This window comes from Mycobacterium sp. NGS68 (genome assembly GCF_059812195.1).
This window is the reverse complement of record NZ_JCALCE010000018.1, coordinates 71,923-93,013: the sequence shown is the minus strand read 5'-3', so window position 1 is coordinate 93,013 and position 21,091 is coordinate 71,923. Positions and strand designations below refer to the sequence as shown.

The 21,091-nt window shown below is 70.9% G+C and carries 18 protein-coding genes and 1 pseudogene; 5 read left to right on the top strand and 14 right to left on the bottom strand.

Annotation, left to right across the window (positions count from 1 at the left end; all coding sequences use genetic code 11):
• Nucleotides 1-151: 151 nt before the first annotated feature.
• Nucleotides 152-3,718 (top strand): annotated as a pseudogene (gene lipY / locus AC5Y5V_RS19895) (triacylglycerol lipase LipY); the annotation flags it as partial.
• An 11-nt stretch (nucleotides 3,719-3,729) separates the two neighbouring features.
• Here lipY and tsaE read toward each other — a convergent pair.
• From tsaE to glmS, 8 genes are all read right to left on the bottom strand, one after another.
• Nucleotides 3,730-4,188: a tRNA (adenosine(37)-N6)-threonylcarbamoyltransferase complex ATPase subunit type 1 TsaE gene (gene tsaE / locus AC5Y5V_RS19890; protein ID WP_499938825.1), complete on the bottom strand. Its 459-nt coding sequence runs from the start codon at nucleotides 4,186-4,188 to the stop codon at nucleotides 3,730-3,732.
• Nucleotides 4,178-5,218 (bottom strand): alpha/beta fold hydrolase, encoded by a 1,041-nt coding sequence (locus AC5Y5V_RS19885; RefSeq protein WP_499938915.1) that lies wholly within the window; start codon nucleotides 5,216-5,218, stop codon nucleotides 4,178-4,180. The genes tsaE and AC5Y5V_RS19885 overlap by 11 nt, the downstream gene beginning before the upstream one ends.
• Nucleotides 5,219-5,268: 50 nt before the next feature.
• Nucleotides 5,269-6,450 (bottom strand): alanine racemase, encoded by a 1,182-nt coding sequence (gene alr, locus AC5Y5V_RS19880; protein ID WP_499938821.1) that lies wholly within the window; start codon nucleotides 6,448-6,450, stop codon nucleotides 5,269-5,271.
• Nucleotides 6,451-6,579: 129 nt separating this feature from the next.
• Nucleotides 6,580-7,965, bottom strand: coding sequence for a glutamate decarboxylase (gad, locus tag AC5Y5V_RS19875; protein WP_499938816.1), 1,386 nt, complete (start codon nucleotides 7,963-7,965; stop codon nucleotides 6,580-6,582).
• A gap of 20 nt (nucleotides 7,966-7,985) precedes the next feature.
• Nucleotides 7,986-9,410: an NAD(P)H-hydrate dehydratase gene (locus AC5Y5V_RS19870; RefSeq protein WP_499938812.1), complete on the bottom strand. Its 1,425-nt coding sequence runs from the start codon at nucleotides 9,408-9,410 to the stop codon at nucleotides 7,986-7,988.
• Nucleotides 9,410-10,126, bottom strand: a complete 717-nt coding sequence (locus tag AC5Y5V_RS19865; RefSeq protein WP_499938809.1) for a rhomboid-like protein — start codon at nucleotides 10,124-10,126, stop codon at nucleotides 9,410-9,412. Before AC5Y5V_RS19865 ends, AC5Y5V_RS19870 begins: the two co-directional genes overlap by 1 nt.
• Before the next feature lie 56 nt (nucleotides 10,127-10,182).
• Nucleotides 10,183-11,046 carry a DUF4436 domain-containing protein gene (locus AC5Y5V_RS19860; RefSeq protein WP_499938807.1) on the bottom strand — a complete coding sequence of 288 codons (864 nt, stop codon included), beginning with the start codon at nucleotides 11,044-11,046 and terminating at the stop codon, nucleotides 10,183-10,185.
• Between the two features lie 16 nt (nucleotides 11,047-11,062).
• Nucleotides 11,063-12,946: a glutamine--fructose-6-phosphate transaminase (isomerizing) gene (glmS, locus tag AC5Y5V_RS19855; RefSeq protein WP_499938804.1), complete on the bottom strand. Its 1,884-nt coding sequence runs from the start codon at nucleotides 12,944-12,946 to the stop codon at nucleotides 11,063-11,065.
• A gap of 712 nt (nucleotides 12,947-13,658) precedes the next feature.
• Here glmS and AC5Y5V_RS19850 point away from each other — a divergent pair.
• From AC5Y5V_RS19850 to AC5Y5V_RS19835, 4 genes are all read left to right on the top strand, one after another.
• On the top strand, nucleotides 13,659-13,895 hold the full coding sequence (locus AC5Y5V_RS19850; protein ID WP_499938802.1) for an Rv1535 family protein: 237 nt from the start codon (nucleotides 13,659-13,661) through the stop codon (nucleotides 13,893-13,895).
• Between the two features lie 121 nt (nucleotides 13,896-14,016).
• The gene (locus tag AC5Y5V_RS19845) at nucleotides 14,017-14,523 is read left to right on the top strand and encodes a DUF2510 domain-containing protein (protein ID WP_499938799.1); all 507 of its coding nucleotides are present in this window, start codon (nucleotides 14,017-14,019) and stop codon (nucleotides 14,521-14,523) included.
• Nucleotides 14,524-14,543: 20 nt separating this feature from the next.
• Nucleotides 14,544-15,383, top strand: a complete 840-nt coding sequence (locus AC5Y5V_RS19840; RefSeq protein WP_499938797.1) for a dienelactone hydrolase family protein — start codon at nucleotides 14,544-14,546, stop codon at nucleotides 15,381-15,383.
• Between the two features lie 39 nt (nucleotides 15,384-15,422).
• Nucleotides 15,423-16,466: an LLM class F420-dependent oxidoreductase gene (locus AC5Y5V_RS19835; protein ID WP_499938792.1), complete on the top strand. Its 1,044-nt coding sequence runs from the start codon at nucleotides 15,423-15,425 to the stop codon at nucleotides 16,464-16,466.
• Between the two features lie 8 nt (nucleotides 16,467-16,474).
• Here the strand turns inward: AC5Y5V_RS19835 and AC5Y5V_RS19830 are convergent, their stop codons facing one another.
• The 6 genes from AC5Y5V_RS19830 to AC5Y5V_RS19805 form a co-directional block, all read right to left on the bottom strand.
• Entirely contained in the window at nucleotides 16,475-17,797 is a 1,323-nt protein-coding gene (locus AC5Y5V_RS19830) for a hypothetical protein (RefSeq protein ID WP_499938790.1), read from the bottom strand.
• Between the two features lie 2 nt (nucleotides 17,798-17,799).
• Nucleotides 17,800-18,105 (bottom strand): type VII secretion target, encoded by a 306-nt coding sequence (locus AC5Y5V_RS19825; protein ID WP_499938788.1) that lies wholly within the window; start codon nucleotides 18,103-18,105, stop codon nucleotides 17,800-17,802.
• A 47-nt stretch (nucleotides 18,106-18,152) separates the two neighbouring features.
• Nucleotides 18,153-19,490, bottom strand: a complete 1,338-nt coding sequence (gene glmM, locus AC5Y5V_RS19820; RefSeq protein ID WP_499938786.1) for a phosphoglucosamine mutase — start codon at nucleotides 19,488-19,490, stop codon at nucleotides 18,153-18,155.
• 148 nt (nucleotides 19,491-19,638) lie between these two features.
• Nucleotides 19,639-20,109, bottom strand: a complete 471-nt coding sequence (gene rpsI / locus AC5Y5V_RS19815; protein WP_499938784.1) for a 30S ribosomal protein S9 — start codon at nucleotides 20,107-20,109, stop codon at nucleotides 19,639-19,641.
• A complete protein-coding gene (rplM, locus tag AC5Y5V_RS19810; protein ID WP_499938782.1) occupies nucleotides 20,106-20,549 on the bottom strand; it encodes a 50S ribosomal protein L13 in 444 nt (147 codons plus the stop codon). Before rplM ends, rpsI begins: the two co-directional genes overlap by 4 nt.
• Before the next feature lie 235 nt (nucleotides 20,550-20,784).
• Nucleotides 20,785-21,087 (bottom strand): WXG100 family type VII secretion target, encoded by a 303-nt coding sequence (locus tag AC5Y5V_RS19805; protein ID WP_499938780.1) that lies wholly within the window; start codon nucleotides 21,085-21,087, stop codon nucleotides 20,785-20,787.
• Nucleotides 21,088-21,091: the final 4 nt, after the last annotated feature.

The window sequence follows — 21,091 nt, the reverse complement described above, 5'->3', positions numbered from 1 at the left end:
CCGACCCGCCGGCTGAGTAGTCATTACGCCGGCGGCCCCGTCGTTGAGTAGCCGACTACTCCGCCCCGCCCGGCCGGCCGGTGTGAGGCTGAATCGCGCAATACCTCCTCACGCGTGTGTGGTCGGCTCGACGAGCTAGCAGGTGGATGACATGTCGCATGTGATCGCGGCGCCGGAGTTCCTCACAACGGCGGCAAGGGATTTGACTGCCATCGGCTCGTCGCTCAGCCAGGCCAACGCGGCGGCCGCGGCCTCGACCACTCAGGTGATCGCCCCCGCGGCCGACGAAGTGTCGGCGGCCATTGCGGCGCTGTTCTCGGCCCACGGCCAGGACTTTCAGGTGCTCAGCGCCCGCGCGGCGGCGTTTCATGCCCAGTTCGCGCAGAACCTGAACGCGGTAGGCGGCGCGTATGCGGCCGCCGAGGCAGCCAACGCCGCACCGCTGGCGGGTGTGGCCCAGGCCGCCCAGAGCCTGGCATTTTTCTCGCCGGTACAGGACCTGACGGGGCGCCCGCTGGTCGGCAACGGCGCCAACGGCGCCGCGGGGACGGGCCTGGCCGGGTCGCCCGGCGGGTGGCTGCTCGGCAACGGCGGCGCCGGCGGCTCCGGCGCGCCCGGCAGCGGTCAGGCCGGCGGCAATGGCGGCGCTTCGGGTCTGCTGGGCTACGGCGGAGCCGGCGGGGCCGGCGGCAGCTCCGCGACGGGCAACGGCGGGGCCGGCGGCGCCGGCGGCAATTCTGGCGACCCACTGCTGGGCTACGGCGGGGCCGGCGGCGCGGGCGGAGCCAGCACGGCGCCCGGCGGGGTCGGCGGGGCCGGCGGCCGCGGCGGCAACGGGGGCCTGCTATTCAGCGCAGGCGGGACCGGCGGCGCCGGCGGTAGCTCCATCCTCGGCAACGGCGGCGCCGGCGGAGCGGGCGGGACCGGCGGGCTGCTCAGCGGGGTGTTCGGTGCGGGCGGCGGGAACGGCGGCGCCGGCGGATTCAGCAGTGACGGCGTCGGGGGTGCCGGCGGGGCGGGTGGCAACGCCGGCCTGCTGGTCGGCCCGGGCGGCGCCGGCGGGACCGGTGGATACGGCGGCGCCGACGGCGGCACGGGCGGGTCCGGCGGCAATGCGGGCCTGCTCGAGGGCGCCGGCGGCGTCGGCGGGACCGGTGGATTCGGCGGCATCACCGGGCTGGGCACCGGCGGAAACGGTGGAGCCGGCGGCAACGCGGGCCTGTTCGGCAGCGGCGGAGCCGGCGGCGCCGGTGGCGGCACGGAGGGGGCCGGCCTGGGCGCTGGCGGGTCGGGCGGCAAGGGCGGCAACGCCGTCCTGTTCGGCTACGGCGGGGCCGGGGGGACCGGCGGCTTCAGCTTCGGCGCCGGTGGGGAAGGCGGGAACGGCGGCCACGCCGGTCTGCTGGTGGGCGACGGCGGAGCCGGCGGAGCCGGCGGTGAGAGCCACCTCGGGACCGGTGGCTTCGGCGGCAGCGGCGGCGCCGCCGCGCTGGTCGGCACCGCCGGCAACGCCGGCAACGGCGGGTCCGGCATCCCCATCGGCACCGCCGGCCACGGCGGCACCGCCTCACCGCTGCAGCCGTTGTTCAACGTCGTCAATGGTCCCGTCGAGGCGCTCACCGGGCGCCCGCTGATCGGCAACGGCAGCAATGCTGTCGCGGGCACGGGAGACAGCGGCACGCCGGGCGGCTGGTTGATGGGCGACGGCGGCGCCGGCGGCTCCGGCGCGCAGGACGTAGCCGGTGGCGCCGGCGGGGCCGGTGGGTTGCTGGGCGTCGGCGGTGCGGGCGGGGCCGGCGGCAGCTCATTGCTGGGCAACGGCGCGGCCGGCGGGGCCGGTGGGGCCGGCGGCCTGCTGTCCGGCGGCGGCGGGGTCGGCGGCGACGGCGGAGCCACGTTCGGCGCCAACAGGGTCGGCGGGGTCGGCGGGACCGGCGGAACCGGCGGGTTGCTGGGCGCCGGCGGGACCGGCGGGGTCGGCGGGGTCGGCTTCGCCGGCGCTTCCGGCGGTTCCGGTGGTGCCGGCGGGGTTGGCGGCGCGGTGAGCGCCGGCGGCGGGCATGGCGGCGCAGGCAGCTTCGGCTACGTCTCCGGGGGTGCCGGAGGGCACGGCGGAAACGCCGGCCTGCTCGCCGGCAACGGCGGCGCCGGCGGGGACGGTGCGCTCGGCATCGCAGCGGCCGGCACCGGCGGAGCCGGCGGGGGCGGCGGCAACGCGGGCCTGCTGCAGGGCGCCGGCGGGGGCGGCGGCGACGGCGGATTCGGCGCGGCCGGCGGTGGCCATGGCGGCAACGGCGGCAACGCGGTACTGATCGCCAACGGCGGCGGGGGCGGCGGGGCCGGCGGATACAGCTCGACGGGAACCGGCGGTGCCGGCGGGGACGGCGGCGGCGCGGGCCTGCTTCTGGGGCCCGGCGGAACCGGCGGAAACGGCGGAGCCGGCATCGGCGCGGCCGGCGGGGCCGGCGGCACCGGCGGGAAGGGCGGCGGCTTGTTGTTGGGCACCGGCGGTGCGGGCGGCGCCGGCGGAAACGGTATGGGGCCCGGCGGAAACGGCGGCCACGGCGGCAATGCCGGCCTACTCGGCGCCGGCGGCAACGGCGGCAACCCCGGGCTCGGCACGCCCCCCGGCAGTCCCGGCGTCGGCGGCGCCGGCGGGCTCCTTTTCGGGGGAGCCGGTAACAATGCGACGCCGGTGGCCGCGGGACTCCCCTGGCTGAACAACAAGCTCGTCGACGACCTCTTCGCAGCGCCCCCCGTCGCCCCGGTTCCGGCCGCGCTGAACCCCACCTTTACCGGCACGCCGTCGCTGGCGACCAGGATCGAGACCGCGGCGTTCTATCCCCTCAAAGAGCTCCTGACCGTCACGGGTGTCTACGACCAGTGGGGCAATCCGAACTCCCCGCTGCTCGCGGTGCTTGCCAGCAACGCGCCGGGGCTGTCGCTGTTCCTCGGCAACAGCCCACCGAAGATCTTGCCGGCGCTGCTCGGAGAAACGTTGCAGCACAACACGTATGACGGGATGAACGTCGTGCAGATCACGCCCGCGCATCCCGACGGCAACTACGTGATCGCCATCCATGGCGGCGCGTTCATCCTGCCGCCGACACTCTTTCACTGGATCGACTACTCGATGATCGCCTACCAGACCGGCGCGACGGTCGAGGTGCCGATCTACCCGTTGATGCAACAGGGCGGCACCGCCGGTGTGGTGGTGCCGAAGATGGCCGGCCTGATCTCCTCGGAGATCACCGCGCACCCGGGCGCCCAGGTCAGCGTGCTCGGAGACTCGGCGGGCGGCACCCTGGCGCTCGCGTCGGTCGAGTACCTGGTGGCCAACAACCAGCCCGTGCCGGCGTCGATGGTGCTGCTGTCGCCCTGGCTGGACGTGTCGGACACCAACCCGAACATCGCCTACGTGCACGATCCGTACCTCCCCCCGCTGGGGAGCGGCGCTTCGAATATCGGCAAGGTGTGGGCGGGCAATCTCCCCGAGAACGACTACGAGGTGAGCCCGCTGTACGGGTCGCTGAAGGGGCTCCCGCCGACCTATGTCTACTCGGGCTCGCTGGACGAGGTCTCACCCGACGCGCTCGTCCTCCAACAGCAGGCGGTGACCCAGGGCGCGCCGATCAGCTTCGCGATGGTCAACGGCGAGATGCACGACTGGATCTTCCTCAGCCCGGACGGGATGCACTACTGGCCGCAGATCGACGCGGAACTCGGTGTCTAACGCGGGCGGCCCCACTCCCAGGTGGCGATCCGCACATCGGAGTGGCTGACCCGCTCCAGCCGGACGTCGAGGTGCCGGTCGGACAGGCGCTCGGCCAGGCCCTCGCCCCACTCCACGACGACGACGGCGTCGTCGAGTTCGGTGTCGAGGTCCAGCGAGTCCAGCTCGGCCAGCAGGTCAGTGTCGCCCTGGTCCAGCAGCCGGTACACGTCGACGTGAATCAGCGCCGGGCGGCCGGGCCGGCGCGCCGGGTGCACCCGCGCCAGCACGAACGTCGGCGACGTGACCGGGCCGTCGACGTCCATCGCCGCGGCAATGCCCTTGGCCAGCACCGTCTTTCCGGCGCCGAGCGGACCGGAGAGCACCACCACGTCGCCCGCGCGCAGCTGCTCGCCGAGCCGGGATCCCAGCGCCACGGTGTCCTCGACGCGCTCCAAAGTCGCTTTATCGGGCACGACGGAACCTGTCCCGGAAACGCTGCAACCTGCCCGGGGCGGCCCGGTCGATCAGCCGGACCAGCCCGTCGTTGATGGCGTCGGGCTTGTCCAGCAGCGCCAGGTGGCTGGCCCCGCCGACGATCACGAGTTCGGACTGTGGCATGCAGGCCGCCATCTTCTGCGAGTATTCGTGCGGGGTAAGCAGGTCGTGGTCGCCGCACGCGATCAGGGTGGGGATTTTGCGCAGCGACCACAGGCCGGCGGTCTCGTCGTGCACCTCCAGCGCGTGCAGGAAGCCGACCATGGTGGCGATCGGGGTGTCGTTCATCATCCGCTGGGAGAACGCGTCCAGGCTGCGGCTGACCCGCAGGTCGCTGTAGGACGCGGCGCGCAGGATCGGGCCGATCAGCGAGCGCGAGGCCGTGCGGCCGCGGTGCATCAGCTTCGGCGCGGACCGGGCCGTGAACCGGACCGCCCCCAGCGCCGGGTTCTTCAGGAACTCGCCCAGCGGCGATTGCGAAACGCCTTCGGCGGCGGACGAGATCACCGCCGCGCCGACGATCCGCCGCCCATACTGCTCGGGATACTGCCGGGCGTGCGACAACACCGTCATGCCGCCCATCGAATGGCCGACCAGCACGATCGGCCCGTCCGGCACGACGGCCGCCAGGACGGATTCCAGGTCCTGGCCGAGCTGGGTCAGCGTGTAGGTGTCGGGGTCGGCCTCGCCGGACTGACCGTGCCCGCGGTGGTCGTAGAACACCATCCGCACGTCGGGGCCCCACAGCGGCCCTAGCCGCATCCGTTGAAAGTGGAAGGCGCCCATGCGCAGGCAGAATCCGTGTACGAAGACGACCGTCAGCGGCGCGTCCACCGGGCCGGCCTCGCGGACCGCCAACGGCACCCCGTCGGCCGTGCTCACCACCCGACCGCGGTCGCTGTCGAGCCGCTCGAAATCCTCGTCGGCCCAAGGGTCTTCGAGGGTGCTCGCGCGTTCGGCCATGGACCGGCGCGCGGAAGCCCCCACGATCGTGGCGACCGCGGTCAGCCCGGCACCCCCCGCAAGCCAGGCGCTGCGCTTGCGGGTCTCTTCACCGCTCAAGAGCCCTGCGCCTCGCGGTAGGTCCTGGTGATCCGCCCGCGGGGGCTGGTGACCACTTCGTAGTGGATGGTGCCGAGCAGATCCGCCCAGTCCTGCGCCGTGGGTTCGCCCGCCGCGCCGGGCCCGAACAGGATCGCCTCGTCGCCCTCGGCGACGTCATGCGCGCCCGGGCCGAGGTCGACGACGAACTGGTCCATGCAGATGCGTCCGACGCCCGGGTAGCGCCGGCCGTTGATCGCCACGTCCAGACGCCCGCCCAGCGAGCGGAAGACGCCGTCGGCGTAGCCGACCGGCAGCAACGCCAGCGTGGTGTCGCGCTCCGCGACCCAGGTGTGGCCGTACGACACGCCCTCCCCCGCGCGGATCGACTTCACCAGCGCGACGGGGCATTTCACCGTCATCGCCGGAACCAGCCCCATGTCGCCACGCTCGGGCACCGGGCTCAGGCCATACACCGCGATGCCGGGCCGCACCAGGTCGAACGCCAGGTCCGGCCGCGACATGGTGGCCGACGAGTTCGACAGGTGCGCCACCTCGAACGCCACCTTCTGCTCGCGGGCCTGCCGCAGCATTTCGGTGAACCGCTGGGCCTGCAGGTCGTTGATGGGATTGTCCGGCTGGTCGGCGTAGACCATGTGTGACATCAAGCCGCGCAGCCGGACCGCCTCCTCGGCGACGGCGGCGCGCAGCGCGGTCAGCACCGCCGGGAACTGCGCCGGGGCCACGCCGTTGCGGTTCAGCCCGGTGTCCACCTTGACGGTCACCGTCGCGGTGCGGCCGGTGCGGTGCACGGCGTCCAGCAGCTCGTCGAGCTGGCGTGCCGAGGACACCGCGATCTCGATGTTGCCCTGCAGCGCGGGGGCGAAGTCCACGCCCGGCGGATGCAGCCAAGCCAGCACCGGCGCGGTGACGCCGTCGGCGCGCAGCGCCAGCGCCTCGTCCAGCGTCGCGACGCCCAGTTCGGCCGCGCCGGCGGCCAGCGCGGTGTGCGCCGCCCGGACCGCGCCGTGGCCATAGCCGTCGGCCTTGACGACCGCCATCACCTGCGCGCTGCCCGCGTGCTCGCGTAGCACCCGCACGTTGTGCTCGATGGCGCCCAGGTCCACCACGGCCTCGGCCAGCAGGGCCGGGGTCTGGGATATCGGCTGGGCTATCGGCTGCGCGGGCACGCCGACCATTGTCCCAGAACCCGCGCGGCCGGGCCGCGAGCGTAACCGCAGTGCGGTTTGGCGGCGCCGCGAAATCGCAGTGACGTTACGCTCGCGGGCCAAACCACGCCCGCCCCGCCAAACCCACCCGGCGCGCCGCTAGTGCGCGAAGTGCTGGTCGTCGAAATGCCCGCCGGGCTTGAGCTTGTCCAGGGTGGCCAGCGCCTTGACGGCGTCGTCGTGCAGCGCGCGGGCCAGGTCGGCGGACAGTCCCTCGCGCACCACGATCCGCAGGACCGACACGTCGGTGGCGTTGTCGGGCATCGTGTAGGCGGGCACCTGCCACCCGAAGGTCCGCAGCTCATGGGAGACGTCGAACTCGGTGTAGCCGCGGTCCCGGGCCAGTCGAAAGCTGACCACCGGGATGGCGGTGCCATCGGAGATCAGCTCGCAGTGCTCCCCGGTGCGCAGCTGCTCACCCAGCCAGCGCGCGGTCGACGACAACGACCGCATCACCTGTGTGTAGCCCTCGCGGCCCAGCCGCAGGAAGTTGTAGTACTGGCCGACGACCTGGTTGCCGGGCCGGGAGAAGTTCAGCGTGAAGGTGGGCATGTCACCGCCCAGATAGTTGACGCGGAACACCAGGTCCTCCGGCAGGTATTCCGGGCTGCGCCACACCACGAAGCCGATACCTGGATAGGTCAAGCCGTACTTGTGACCGCTGACGTTGATCGACACCACCCGCGGCAGCCGGAAGTCCCACTTGAGCTCCGGATGCAGGAACGGCACCACGAAGCCGCCGCTGGCCGCGTCCACGTGCACCGGGACGTCGACGCCGCCGCCGGCGGCCAGCTTGTCCAGCGCGGCACAGATCTCCGCGACAGGCTCGAGCTCGCCGGTGTACGTCGTGCCCAGGATCGCCACCACGCCGATGGTGTCCTCGTTGACCGCGTCGAGCACCTGTTCGGGGGTGATGACGTAGCGCCCCTCCTCCATCGGCAGGTAGATGGGTTCGACGTCGAAGTAACGGCAGAACTTCTCCCACACCACCTGCACGTTGGAACCCATGATCAGGTTCGGGGTGCGCTTGCGCCAGTCTTTGCCGACCTTCTCGCGCCACCGCCATTTCATCGCCAGTCCGCCCAGCATCACCGCTTCGCTGGAGCCGATGGTGGACACCCCGCAGGCGCTGGACGGGTCGGAGTCGCTGAGGTTCTCGGCGTGGAAGAGGTCGGCAACCATGCACACGCAGCGCTGCTCGATCGCCGCGGTCGCCGGATATTCGTCCTTGTCGATCATGTTCTTGTCGAAAGTCTCGGCCATCAGCTTGCCGGCCTGCGGATCCATCCACGTGGTGACGAAGGTGGCCAGGTTCAGCCTCGAGCTGCCGTCCAGCATCAGCTCGTCGTGGATGAAGCGGTACGCCGCGTCGGGATCCATCGATTCATCCGGAAGCCGCAACGCCGGCACCGGCGCATTGAACAGCCGTCCGGTGTACGCCGGGGCGATCGAATGCGCGGACATCGAGGGGTGACTGTGGGACACGGCGATCCTTTCGGGGGGTGTTACAGGGAGGCCAGGGCGGCCCGGATGTGGTGCAGGATGCGCGACGCCGACGTGGGCGCCTCACCGGGCCCGGGATCTGCGGCCGACAGAGCCGCGGCGCGGGCGTGCACGAAGGCCGCGGCCGCGGCTGCCTCGCCGCAGGGCAGGCCGGACGCCAGCAGCGCACCGATCATCCCGGACAGCACGTCGCCGGACCCCGCGGTGGCCGCCCAGGACTGCCCGGCGGGGTTGAGATAGGCGGCACCGCCCGGCTCAGCGATAACGGTGACGTTGCCCTTGAGCAGCACCGTGGCGCCGAACGCGTCGGCCAGCCTGCGGCACGCGTCCACCCGGTCCTCGCCCGGCGGCGACCCGGCCAGCCGGGCGAATTCGCCGGCGTGCGGAGTCAGCACCGTCGGCGCGGCGCGGCCAACCACCAGGTCTGGGTGGGCCGCCAGCATGGTCAGGCCGTCGGCGTCGACCAACACCGGCAGGTCGGTCTCCAGCGCGAACCACAGCGCGGCCGCTCCCGCGTCATCCGTGCCCAACCCCGGCCCGACGACCCACGCCTGCACCCGCCCCGCCGCCGCCGGGGTGGGCGACGCGATGACCTCCGGCCAGTGCGCGAGCACCTGGTCTTTGGCGCTGCCGGCGTAGCGGACCATGCCGGAGGTCGCCGCGACGGCGGCGCCCGTGCACAGCACCGCCGCACCCGGATACGTCGACGAGCCGGCCAGTACCCCGGTCACACCCTGGGTGTACTTGTCGTCGCGCGCGCCGGGCACCGGCCAGCGCGCGACTACGTCGGCCGCCTCGAAACCCAGCACGTCGGTGTCCGGCAGGTCCAGCCCGATGTCGACCAGTTCCACGCGACCGCAGTCGGCCAGCGCGTGCACGGGTTTCAAGCCGCCGAACGTCACGGTCAGTGCGGCGTGCACCGCGGGGCCGGTGATCGCGCCAGTGGCCACGTCGATCCCGCTGGGGATGTCGACGGCCACGACCGGGATGTCGCCGGCCGCTTGAACATCCGCGAACACCTCGGCCGCCGCCGGCCGCAGCGGCCCGGATCCGGAGATGCCCACGACGCCGTCGATGACGAGATCCGTTGCCGGTCGGACGACGTCCACCACCTGGCCACCGGCCCGCCGGAATGCCGCCAGCGCCTTGCGATGGGTGCGCTCCGGGTTGAGCAGCACCGCGTCGGCGGCCGCGCCGCGACGACGCAGGAGGGTGGCGGCCCACAGGGCGTCGCCGCCGTTGTCACCGGATCCGACGACCGCGCACACCCGGCGCCCGGCGATCCCGCCCGTGCGCGCGCTGAGCTCGCGGCCGATCGCGGTCGCCAGGCCGAAGGCCGCGCGCCGCATCAGGACCCCGTCGGGGAGGCTGGCCAGCAGCGGCGCTTCGGCGTCGCGGATCGCGTCCGCGGAGTAGTAATGCCGCATCAGCTCGACACCTCCTCCGGCTTGCGCCTGCTGAAAATATTCTTGAGCTTCTCCGCCGGATTCCATGCCAGCACCCGACGTTCGCGGGCCATGGGATAGAACGCGAGGCCGATCACCAGTGCCGCGAAGTGGCCGATGGCGGTGAAGCTCAGCTCTATGCGGTCCATCAGGAGCACCGGGAACCCGAAGATGAGCAGCAGCACCGCGAGATAGCCCCAGCGCCAGGGCCGCGCGATGCGGTAGGTGAGGACGCCCATCACCCCCACCAGGAAGTAGCTGACCCCGATGTCGTGTGCGCGCACCGATCTCTCGGACGCCTCGCGCAGCTCGATCGACCAGTAGAGCAAGCCTTCGCTGATGTAGGTGGCCAGGATGTGCGAGCTCAATCCCACGGTGAGCCAACGTAGTTGGCCGAGCCATCGCTCGGCCGGCGCGAGGAAGAGGGTGAACAGCAGCAGGTAGGGCTCGAGGCTCTTGCCGTCGATCCACAACAGGCTGGAGAACAGCACACCGAGCGGGTCGGTCGCGAGCGCATGGAGATTGGTGTAGCGGTGCAGCAGCACCGAGTGCAGTTGGTGGCCGGTCAGCACGTTCTGGACGACCGTCGTGACGGCCAGCGCGAAAAGCCAGCCGTACGTCAGCGGAGCGGTGATGACGTATTTCCAGGTCGCGCGCACCAGGGCCCGCGCCCGCGCCGATACTGACTTGCTCGCCACGACATCCACTTTTGCACGCGGGACGAGTAGCGCGCACACCCGCACCGCAGCGCCCGCTACCTGTCGGTTGCGCTGGAAACCGGCTTTTCCGCTTCGGGTCTCAAATGGCGCCACCAGCAGGAGATGTAGAGCGCCATCGATGCCACCAACGCCACGATCACCCACACCACGACCGTGACGTCGATCCAGGCCCCGAACGGCGGGGAGTCAGGTAAGGCGTTGCGCAGCGGCATCACCGCGAACAGCATCGCCGCGAACCAGGTCGCCATCGGCGGCTGGAATTTGCGGCGATCGCGCGCCGTCTGCACGGCCACGAACAGCGCTACGCCGGCAAGTGTCACCAGAACACCGAGGAGCACGACGGCGAGCGCCACCGTGCTCGGCGACCGCTCCAGCTGCACCCGGTACGGTCTCGGGACACCGTTTGCCTGGCCGTCAGGCACCTCGACCTTCCAGCCGGGCAGACGGTCGACGAACGTCACCGACTGCCGTTCGGGTACCCGCGCGGCGCCGCGGAACATGTCCACCGAGATGGGCCCAGAGCGGTAACTGTCCAAGGGCCAATCCGACACGTCGCCGTTGATGTTCAGCGATACCGGGAAGACGCCCGGCTGCGTGCCCTTCGGCCAGGAACGGGTGGTCGGGGTCGTCGCCGACGTGACCGAAACGCTGAGGTCTTCATTGAGGACGCCGGTCTGCGGGTCCACCATCCCCGATCCGGGCGAGACGGTCACGTTGGCCACGAGCACGCTGCGGTACGGCTGGATGCCTTCGATGTCCACGGTCACCGTGGTTCCGTCACCGGCCGGTCGGCCTCCGCTGACCGGATGCGGTGGGCCCATACCGGTCAGGGCATACAGCGCGATCAGGCCGACATACGCCGCGCCGACGATCGCGACAGCGCTGACGCTTCGTCTCATGGTCTCCCCCGGATGACTATTCGACGGTAACCGACTTTGCCAAGTTCCGGGGCTTGTCGACGTCGTAACCGCGGGCCTGCGCCACCGACGCGGCAAACACCTGCAGCGGGATCGTCGACAGCAGCGGCTGCAGCAGCGTGGACACCGACGGGATCTCGATCAGGTGATCGGCGTAGGGGCGCACCGTGTCGTCGCCCTCCTCGGCGATCACGATGGTGATCGCGCCGCGGCTCTGGATCTCGCGGATGTTGGACAGCAGCTTGGCGTGCAGGGTCGCCGAACCCTTCGGCGAGGGCATCACCACGATGACCGGCAGGTCGTCTTCGATCAGGGCGATCGGGCCGTGCTTGAGCTCGCCGGCGGCGAACCCCTCGGCGTGCATGTAGGCCAGTTCCTTGAGCTTCAGCGCGCCTTCCAGCGCGACCGGATAACCGACGTGGCGGCCGAGGAACAGCACGGTCGGCGACTGGGCGAAGCGGTAGGCCAGGTCTGCGACGGGTCCGGCGGCCGCGATCACCCGGGCCACCAGGTCCGGCATCGCCTCCAGCTCCCGGTACTCACGTTCGACCTCGTCGGGGTATTTGGTGCCGCGGGCCTGCGCCAGAGCCAGGCCCAGCAGGTAGTTGGCCGTGATCTGGGCCAGGAACGTCTTCGTCGAGGCCACCCCGATCTCCGGGCCGGCGCGGGTATAGAGCACCGCGTCGCACTCCCGCGGGATCTGCGAGCCGTTGGTGTTGCAGATCGCCAGCACCTTGGCCTTCTGTTCCTTGGCGTGCCGGACGGCCTCCAGGGTGTCGGCGGTCTCGCCGGACTGCGAGATGGCCACCACCAGCGTGCTGCGGTCCAGCACCGGGTCGCGGTAGCGGAACTCGCTGGCCAGTTCCACCTCCACCGGCAGCCGCGTCCAGTGTTCGATGGCGTACTTCGCGAGCATCCCCGAGTGGTAGGCGGTCCCGCAGGCGACCACGAACACCTTGTCGATCTCGCGCAGCTCCTGGTCGGACAGCCGCTGCTCGTCGAGCACGATCCGGCCGTCGACGAAGTGTCCGAGCAGGGTCTCGGCCACCGCGGTGGGCTGCTCGGCGATCTCCTTGAGCATGAAGTACTCGTAACCGCCCTTTTCGGCGGCGGCCAGGTCCCAGTCGATATGGAACTCTCGAGCATTCTCGGTGTCGTCATTGCCGTCGAAGTCGGTGATGCGGTAGCCGTCGGCGGTGATCACCACGGCGTGATCCTGGCCCAGCTCGACGGCCTCGCGGGTGTGCTCGATGAACGCGGCGACGTCGGAGCCGACGAACATCTCGCCGTCGCCGATGCCGACCACCAGCGGGGTCGACCGGCGGGCGGCGACGATGGTGCCGGGGTCGTCGGCGTTGGCGAACACCAGGGTGAAGTGCCCCTCCAGCCGGCGCAGCGCGGCCAGCACCGACCCGACGAAATCCCCGGCCGTCTCGCCGTGGTGGTACTCGTGGGCCACCAGGTGCACTGCGACCTCGGTGTCGGTGTCGCTGGCGAACTCCACGCCGGCCGTCTCCAGCTCGTGGCGCAGGGTCGCGAAGTTCTCGATGATGCCGTTGTGGACGACGGCGATTTTGCCCGCCGCGTCGCGGTGCGGATGCGCGTTGCGGTCGGTGGGGCGGCCGTGGGTGGCCCACCGGGTGTGGCCGACGCCGGTGGTGCCGCTCAGCGACGCGGGGGACGTCGCGGCCACGTCGGCCACGGCCGCCTCCAGATTGGCCAGCCGGCCGGCCCGACGCTGCACCGTGAGCGTGGCAGCGCCTGCGCCGCCGACCAAAGCGATGCCCGACGAGTCGTAGCCCCGGTACTCCATCCGGGCCAGCGCATCCATGACGACCTGGCAGGCAGGACGCTGCCCGACGTAGCCGACGATTCCGCACATAGCAGACCAGGGTAGTGCAGCGATGGCCGCGGGACAGTCTCACAGCGTGGCCGGCGGGCTGGCCGCATCGGCAGGCACGATCCTCCAGCAAAGCACGGACGACGACCGGCGCGGCACTGCCGCATTGCGATTCATATGAATCTCCTAATGACGGAAAAGCTATTTACCTGATGTATTTGTGACGTTTTCGGCGGGGTCATTGGGTGGCCCAGACGGGCGCTTTAAACTCGGGGATGTAGGCAATGCTGGCAACCACCGAGGGGTAATGTGAACCGCGATATGCGCGCACCGGGTGGCGCCTTATCCGCGAGCCGCCCCACCAGGAAGACGGCACTGGGGCCAGCGGAAAGGACAACGTCTTGACCCCCGCCTGATCGCGACTGAGCAATGTCTTGAAGCCACTGTCACGGGCGAATCATGCTGTGGAACAACGACTTCGCTGACGGCTGGCGCAAGCTGCACAACCGCATACCTGTTCTCTGCCGCCAATTGGCTCGAAGAATCAACGGTATCGCTCCACCCAATGAGCGCCGGATTCTTACGAGAAAAATAATTCCAGGCCTCGCAAATGTATACAGAAGGTAACGCGACAATGTATGCCGCGAAGCAAACCTAAGCAAATCAATAGCAATTCGATGCGCGGGCAGCGGATCGATTAATTTGCCGAACTTTAAATCCGGCTGCCAACGCGCCAACTTCCAGGAGGAAAATCATGACCGCAGTTATGCACGACGCCATCGACGAGCTCGTCACCCCCGTCACCCCCGCAGCCCCCGCCGCGCCGCGGCTGAAGCTGGCGTCCGCCCCCAGGCCGGCCGGCAAGCGCGCCGCCCAGCCGATCGGCGGTGGCGACCCGATGGTCGACGCGGCCGCCCGGGTGCTCAGCATTCCGTTGCGACACTTCTACGCGGTGCTTTGGCGCGTCGGTGTGATCGAGGTCACCGCATAAGCGGAGACTGCCGCACGCCGGAGCGGGGGCCGGGTAACCGGCCCCCGTTTCTTCTTGGGCGCGGCATTGGACCTGGACGGTCGGTATCGTTTAGCTGCCCCACCAGCGTGAAAGGCCCGCCTTGTCCAATGCCTATCCCCCGGCCAACCCCTATCAACCCGGCTATCCCGGCCAGCAGGACCTGCGCGGCCTGTATTACATCCGGCTGATCAAGCACACCGGGGCGCTCATCTTCTGGCACCAGCAGACTGTCGGCGTCACCGGCACCCTGCAGGACTGCGAAAGGGCGTATAAGGCTGCCCAGACGCACAACCTGGCCGCGGGCTGGTGGAGCATGGCTTCCTTACTCGTCATGAACTGGATCGCGCTGTTCTCCAACATGAGCTCCATCCGAAAGGTGCGGACGATGGCGCAGCAGGACGGCTATGTCCAGCCCGCTTTCCCGCCGCAGCCCGCCGGCCAGCCCGCTTTCCCGCCCCAGCCCGCCAGCCAGCCGGCCTCAGCGCCGCAATCGCGCCCGCAGGCGCCGCCCCCCGGCTGGTACCCCAGCCCCTCGGGCACGGGCCAGCGCTACTGGGACGGGTCCAACTGGACGCAGTGGACCAATCCGCCTGGCCGGGGCCAGTGACGGCGGGCTAACGTCGACGCGTGCCCCGCATCCGCAAGCTCGTCGCCGCCCTCAGTCGTCGTGGCCCGCACCGGGTTCTGCGTGGTGACCTGGCGTTTGCCGGCCTGCCCGGGGTGGTGTACACGCCGGAGGCCGGGCTGAATCTGCCCGGCATCGCCTTCGGCCACGACTGGCTCACCCCGGCGGCCCGCTATTCGGGTCTGCTAGAGCATCTGGCCTCCTGGGGCATCGTGGCCGGCGCGCCCGAGACCCAGCGCGGCCTGGCGCCGTCGGTGCTCAACCTCGCGTTCGACCTGGGTACGGCCCTCGACATCGTGGCCGGTGTGCGGCTGGGTCCCGGCAAGATCAGCGTGCACCCCGCGAAGCTCGGTCTGGCGGGTCACGGCTTCGGCGGTTCGGCCGCCGTGTTCGCCGCGGCCGGGATGCCCGCCAAGCCCGCGGCGGTGGCGGCGGTGTTCCCGACCGTCACCAGTCCGCCCGCCGAGCAACCGGCCAGGTCGCTGCGGGTCCCGGGCCTGATCCTGACCGCCCCGGACGATCCGAAGACGCTGAACTCGAATGCTCTCAGCCTGGCCGCGGCCTGGCAGCCGTCCATGCTGCGCATCGTTAGCAAGGCCGAGGCCCGCGGTTTGGCCGAGGGCCGCCGACTGACGACCGTTGTCGGGCTGCCCGGGTCCCACCGCGGCACGCAGAAGGCGGTGCGGGCGCTGCTGACCGGGTACCTGCTGTTCACACTGGGCGGCGACAAGACGTATCGCGACTTCGCCGACCCCGACGTGGAGCTGCCCAAGACCACCCCGATCGACCCCGAGGCCCCCGTCATCACGCCCGAGGAGAAGATCGTCGCGCTGCTGAAGTGACGACGCGGTCCGGTGGCGCCGCTGTGGTAAGCATCGTTGATGCGAATCGGGATCGCGTTGGACTATTCGGGCGGGTTTCACGAGGCCGTGGACACCGTCGTCGAACTCGAGAAGTCGGGCGTCGACATGGTGGTGGTGGCCGAGGCGTACGCCTACGACGCGATCAGCCAGCTCGGGTATCTCGCCGCCAAGACAACCACCGTCCAGCTGGCCTCGGGCGTGATTCCCATCTACATCCGCACCCCGTCGCTGCTGGCCATGTCGGCGGCGGGGCTGGACTACGTGTCCGGCGGGCGATTTAACCTCGGAATCGGCACCTCCGGGCCGCAGGTGATCGAGGGGTTCCACGGCGTCGAGTTCGACGCGCCGCTGGGCCGCACCCGCGAGGTCGTGGACATCTGCCGCCAGGTGTGGCGTCGGGAGCGGGTGCAATACGCCGGAAAGCACTATCAGGTGCCGCTGCCCGCGGACCGGGGAACCGGCCTGGGCAAGTCGCTGCGACTGATCAACCACCCCGTGCGCGAACGCATTCCGATCTCCATCGCCGCGCTGGGTCCCAAGAACGTGGAGCTTACCGCCGAGATCGCCGAAGGCTGGCAGCCCGCCTTCTACTATCCGGACAAAGCGCACCTGGTGTGGGGTGATGCGTTGGCCGCCGGGGCCGCCAAGCGGGATCCCGGCTTGGGACCGCTGGACGTGATGGTGGGCACGTCGCTGGCGATCGGCGACGACGTCGACGACCGACTGGCCGCGACGAAGCCGACGCTGGGTCTCTACATCGGCGGGATGGGCGCCAAAGGCCGCAACTTCTATCACGACCTGGCGACCCGCTACGGGTTCGGCGAGATCGCCGACCGGATCCAGGAGCTCTACCTGGCCGGCCACAAGCGGGAGGCCATCGACGCGGTGCCCGACGAGTTGGCGCGCGGAATCTCGCTGATCGGCCCGCGCGGGTACGTTGCCGAACGGCTGGCCGCCTTCGCGGCGGCCGGGGTCACCACGCTGCTGGTCAGGCCGGTATCCACCGATCCCGCCGAGTCCGTGCGCTACGTCGAACAGCTGTTGGAGCTGGCTGGCGCTTAAGGCCATCGCTATCCCGCCTGCGGCAGTTCGTCGGCGGCGATCTCGCAGGGCGTCGACCCTCCTCCCGGCCGCGGCGGTGGCCCCTGCACGGGCGGCGACACCCCGGTCGGGGCGGGCGCATCCGGTGCGGCGACCGGCACCGCGGGCCGTGGCGGGTCGGCCGCCGGCGGTGCGTCCACCGGCGTCACCGCCGCACCCGGCGCCGCGTCCGGCGGCTCGGCCTTCGCGGCGTGTTCGGGAGGCTCGTCCTCACCCTCGTCGGGGCCTTCACCGTCGGGCTCGCGGTCGACGCCCTGCTCGAACGTCGACTCGTCGGGAAGCCCGTCGGCCGACGAGCCCAGCAGCCCGCCCATCGCCTGCACGATGCGGTTGGCCAGCCCACTGAGCCCGCTGAGTCCACCGACCCCGCCGAGCCCGTCGGATCCACCGAGCCCACCGAGTCCCTCGAGCCCGCTGCCCGGCACGCCCAGCCCACCGCCGGCAGGCAGGCCCGGCACGGGATCCGGGGCAGCCGCCGCCGCGGGAGCCGGCGCGACGGCTGGCACAGCGGCGACCGGCGCGACCGGCGCGAGCCCGGCCGAGGCGGCGGGTGCCATCGGGGCGGGCGGCGGGGCGGCCCGCAACGGCTGTCCGCCCGGTGCGAGGTCGCCGGGAATCTCGAAAGATACCGCCGGGGCAGCGGCGAACCGATCGACCACCATGTCGTACGCCGCGGCGACACCGGCCTGCGCCGACCGCATCGCGGTCAACCACTCGATGCGAATGTCGTTGTCCACGTGCGGTTTTACCTGCCCAAGTATCACCTCGCCGGCCGGCGCGCGGCCCGCCGGCCCGCCGCTGACTGCATCGGCCGCAGCCAGCCAGGCCGGACGCTGCGCTCGGGTGCGGTCGTCGACGTCGATAGCCGTCGCAACCTTTCCGTCGACCAGCCGCCACAGGTTGTCGCGCAGCGACTCGCACCGCTGCGCGGCCGCACGAACTTCGGCGGCCAGGGTGTTCGCCGCGTCGCAGTGCCGTTGCAGAAACCCGATCGCGGCCTCCGCGCCCAGCCCCGTCCAGGCCGCGTCCAGCGCGGCGATCTGGGCGCGCTGCAGCTGCGACGCCTCGGCGACCGCCGCCGCGGCGGCCCGCAGCTCCGCGCAGTCGCGATCGAGCGCGAGCAGGTCCAGGCCGTCCTCGCTGTCGTACCAGTCGCGTACCTGCGCGGGACGGGCGGTCAGGTCGGGATGCTGATAGCCCAGCAAATGGCAAGCGTCCACATAACGCTGCGTGTGCTCGACGGCGGGCCAGCCCTCGGCGAGGCGCCCGGCGACGTCCAACCGCTCAGCCATGATCAGGTGATCCGGGCCGAGGCATACAGTTCGGCATCGGCGTAACGGTCGGCGCCGACCCGCAGGGCGACGGCGATCTCGCCGGCGGCTCGCGACCATTGCGACAACTCGGCGGCGAGCCGCTGCACCCCGGCGCGCACCGCGTCGCCCCGCGAGGCATGCGCGCGGCCCGCGCTGGACGCGCCGAAGGTCAGCCTCGCCAGGTGGTCGTGGACGGCGTCGTCGATAAGGTCGGCGGCAGCGCTGAATCGGTCGGCGGCGGCGCGCACAGCCGCCCGGTCGACCACGGTGGTGTCAACGGATCTCATGTCTAATCCGACGCCGAAGCCCGCGGCGGGGTTCCATGCTTGGCGGATTAGCGCTGCGCGCTCACCGCGTCGGCGACTCGGCTGGCCAGACTCTGCGCGACGTCCTCTTCGGCCGCTTCCACCATGACCCGGATCATCGGCTCAGTTCCGGAGGGGCGCAACAGGATTCGCCCGGTGTCGCCCAGCTCGGCCTCGGCCTCGGCGACGGCGGTCTGCACCGCGGGCGCCGCTGCGGCGGTCGCCTTGTCGGCCACCGTGACGTTGATCAGGACCTGCGGCAGCGTCTTCATCGCGGATGCCAGGTCGGCCAGCGACAGGTCGGTCTGCGCCATGCGCGTCATCAGCCGCAGGCCCGTGACGATGCCGTCGCCGGTGGAGCCCAGCGCGGGCATCACGATGTGGCCGGACTGCTCGCCGCCCAGGCTGAAGTCGCCGGCGCGCAGCTCTTCCAAGACATAGCGGTCGCCGACGGCGGTCGTGCGCACCGCGACGCCGGCCGACCGCATGGCCAGGTGCAGGCCCAGGTTGCTCATCACGGTGGCCACCAGGGTGTCCGACGCCAGTTCGCCCGCATCCCGCATCGCCAGCGCCAACACCACCATGATGGCGTCGCCGTCGACCAGTTCACCGGTCGCGTCGACGGCCAGGCACCGGTCGGCGTCCCCGTCGTGGGCCAGGCCCAGATCCGCGCGGTGGGCGATCACCGCGGACCGCAGCGACTCCAGGTGCGTCGACCCGCACGCGTCGTTGATGTTCAGCCCGTTGGGGTCGGCGTTGATCGCGATGACTCGGGCGCCCGCCGCACGGTAGGCACGCGGTGCCGCGGACGACGCCGCGCCGTGAGCACAGTCGACGACGACAGTCAGGCCGTCGAGCCGGACGGTGGCGGCCTTACTTACTTGCCGCAGGTAGCGGTCCATCGCGTCGTCGGCGTCGACGACCCGGCCGATACCCGCGCCCACTGGCCGCAGGCCGGGACCGGCGGCGACCAAGTCCTCGATCTGGTCCTCGGTCTCGTCGTCCAGCTTGTGGCCGCCGGGACCGAAGATCTTGATGCCGTTGTCGGGCATCGGATTGTGCGACGCCGAGATCATCACGCCGAAGTCGGCGTCATAGGCGCCGGTCAGGTAGGCCACCGCCGGGGTGGGCAGGACCCCCACCCGCAGCGCGTCGACACCCTGGCTGGTCAGGCCGGCGATCACGGCGGCTTCCAGCATCTCGCCGCTGGCCCGTGGATCGCGGCCCACGACGGCGACCCGCCGGCCGGGCTCTCCCGAGCTCGCGAGGCGCCGAGCGGCCGCCGCGCCCAGCGCCAGCGCCAGCTCGGCGGTCAACTCACGATTGGCGACGCCGCGAACACCGTCGGTGCCGAATAGTCGACCCATGCGAACTAACCTCTCACAATTGCGGGCCTCGCACCTACCAAGACCTACTACGCCGTACTGTGCCCACTCATTTCTGACCGAAACCGTGCAGGTTTGTGCGCAGACACGCCGAACCGATGCACGGTTGCGGCCAGAAAGTGGTCGTTGATCAGCGCTTGCTGTACTGAGGCGCCTTGCGGGCCTTCTTCAGCCCGTACTTCTTGCGCTCGGTGGCACGCGGGTCACGGGTAAGGAAGCCGGCCTTCTTCAGTGCGGGCCGGTCCTCCGGCGACGCCACGATCAGCGCCCGCGCGATGCCCAGTCGCAGCGCGCCGGCCTGACCGGACGGGCCGCCGCCGTGCAGCAGCGCGAAGATGTCGAAGCTTTCCACCCGGTCGACGGTCACCAGCGGGGCCTTGATCAGCTGCTGGTGCACCTTGTTCGGGAAGTAGTCCTCGAGGCTGCGGCCGTTGAGGTTGAACTGGCCGGTGCCGGGCACCAGACGCACCCGCACCACGGCCTCCTTGCGGCGGCCGACGGTCTGAATGGGGCGCTCGAACACGAACGACTCGGCGGGCTTGGCGGCAGGAGCCTCGGCTGAGACCTCCGCGACTTCCACCACTTCGGTTGTCTCGGTCACTGGGCCACCTGCTTGATCTCGTACGGAACCGGCTGCTGCGCGGTGTGGGGGTGCTCCGGGCCGGCATAGACGCGAAGCTTGCGCTGGATCTGGCGGCTGAGCTTGTTCTTGGGCAGCATGCCGACGATCGCCTTCTCCACGACGCGGTCGGGGTGCTTTTGCATCAGCTCGCCGATCGTGCGTTTGTGCAGGCCGCCGGGATAACCCGAGTGGCTGTAGGCCATCTTGCTCTGCAGTTTGTCGCCACTGATGGCGACCTTGTCGGCGTTGACGACGATGACGAAGTCACCACCGTCGACATTGGGCGCGAACGTCGGCTTGTGCTTGCCACGCAGCAGGTTGGCTGCCGCGACGGCAAGACGGCCAAGCACCACGTCCGTGGCGTCGATGACGTACCACGACCGCGTGGTGTCACCCGCCTTGGGCGCGTATGTAGGCACAGCGCTTACCTTCTTTTCCCTCGAGTGGATCCCGGTGCTCGCCGGGGGCCGGTCAGGCGTTGGCGGTGGGGCTGGTCTCGGCGACCGACATTGACCCGAGGCCCCGCGTACCCGCACGCCAACGGAGCAGCTTACCGAGGCGCATCCCCGCAGGTCAAAAATCCTCCCGCGCTGATAAGTCACTGTGGGCCCCGGCGGCTCTCCTCCGCCGGGACCCACAGGGGTCTTGGCAGTCTCAGCGCGTCCAGCTGCCCGCCGCCCGCCGGTCGGCGTCCGCCACCTCGTCGGCGCCGTCGCGGACCGCGTTGCCGAGGTCGAGCAGGATCCCGTTGAGCGCCGTGGCCGCCTGGTGCCAGCTGAGCTGCTCCACCTGGTATGCGGCCGCGGCCTCCCGAGTCCAGTGCTGCTGCAGCGGCGCGATCTGGGAGCGCAACTCCTGCAGCGCCGCATTGAAGCGGGCCGCGGTGTGGTGGATCTCCTGACGGACGGAGTATTCGATTTCGCCGAAGTTGTACGACAGCAGCGGGTCCACGGTCATCCCC

Excerpts from the sequence above, each read along its gene's own strand:
- AC5Y5V_RS19870 (WP_499938812.1), bottom strand. The coding sequence starts at position 9,410 with ATGCGGCATTACTACTCCGCGGACGCGATCCGCGACGCCGAAGCGCCG.
- AC5Y5V_RS19825 (WP_499938788.1), bottom strand. The coding sequence starts at position 18,105 with ATGAGATCCGTTGACACCACCGTGGTCGACCGGGCGGCTGTGCGCGCC.
- alr (WP_499938821.1), bottom strand. The coding sequence starts at position 6,450 with ATGGTCGGCGTGCCCGCGCAGCCGATAGCCCAGCCGATATCCCAGACC.
- AC5Y5V_RS19850 (WP_499938802.1), top strand. The coding sequence starts at position 13,659 with ATGACCGCAGTTATGCACGACGCCATCGACGAGCTCGTCACCCCCGTC.
- AC5Y5V_RS19830 (WP_499938790.1), bottom strand. The coding sequence starts at position 17,797 with ATGGCTGAGCGGTTGGACGTCGCCGGGCGCCTCGCCGAGGGCTGGCCC.
- glmM (WP_499938786.1), bottom strand. The coding sequence starts at position 19,490 with ATGGGTCGACTATTCGGCACCGACGGTGTTCGCGGCGTCGCCAATCGT.
- glmS (WP_499938804.1), bottom strand. The coding sequence starts at position 12,946 with ATGTGCGGAATCGTCGGCTACGTCGGGCAGCGTCCTGCCTGCCAGGTC.
- AC5Y5V_RS19805 (WP_499938780.1), bottom strand. The coding sequence starts at position 21,087 with ATGACCGTGGACCCGCTGCTGTCGTACAACTTCGGCGAAATCGAATAC.
- AC5Y5V_RS19835 (WP_499938792.1), top strand. The coding sequence starts at position 15,423 with ATGCGAATCGGGATCGCGTTGGACTATTCGGGCGGGTTTCACGAGGCC.
- AC5Y5V_RS19860 (WP_499938807.1), bottom strand. The coding sequence starts at position 11,046 with ATGAGACGAAGCGTCAGCGCTGTCGCGATCGTCGGCGCGGCGTATGTC.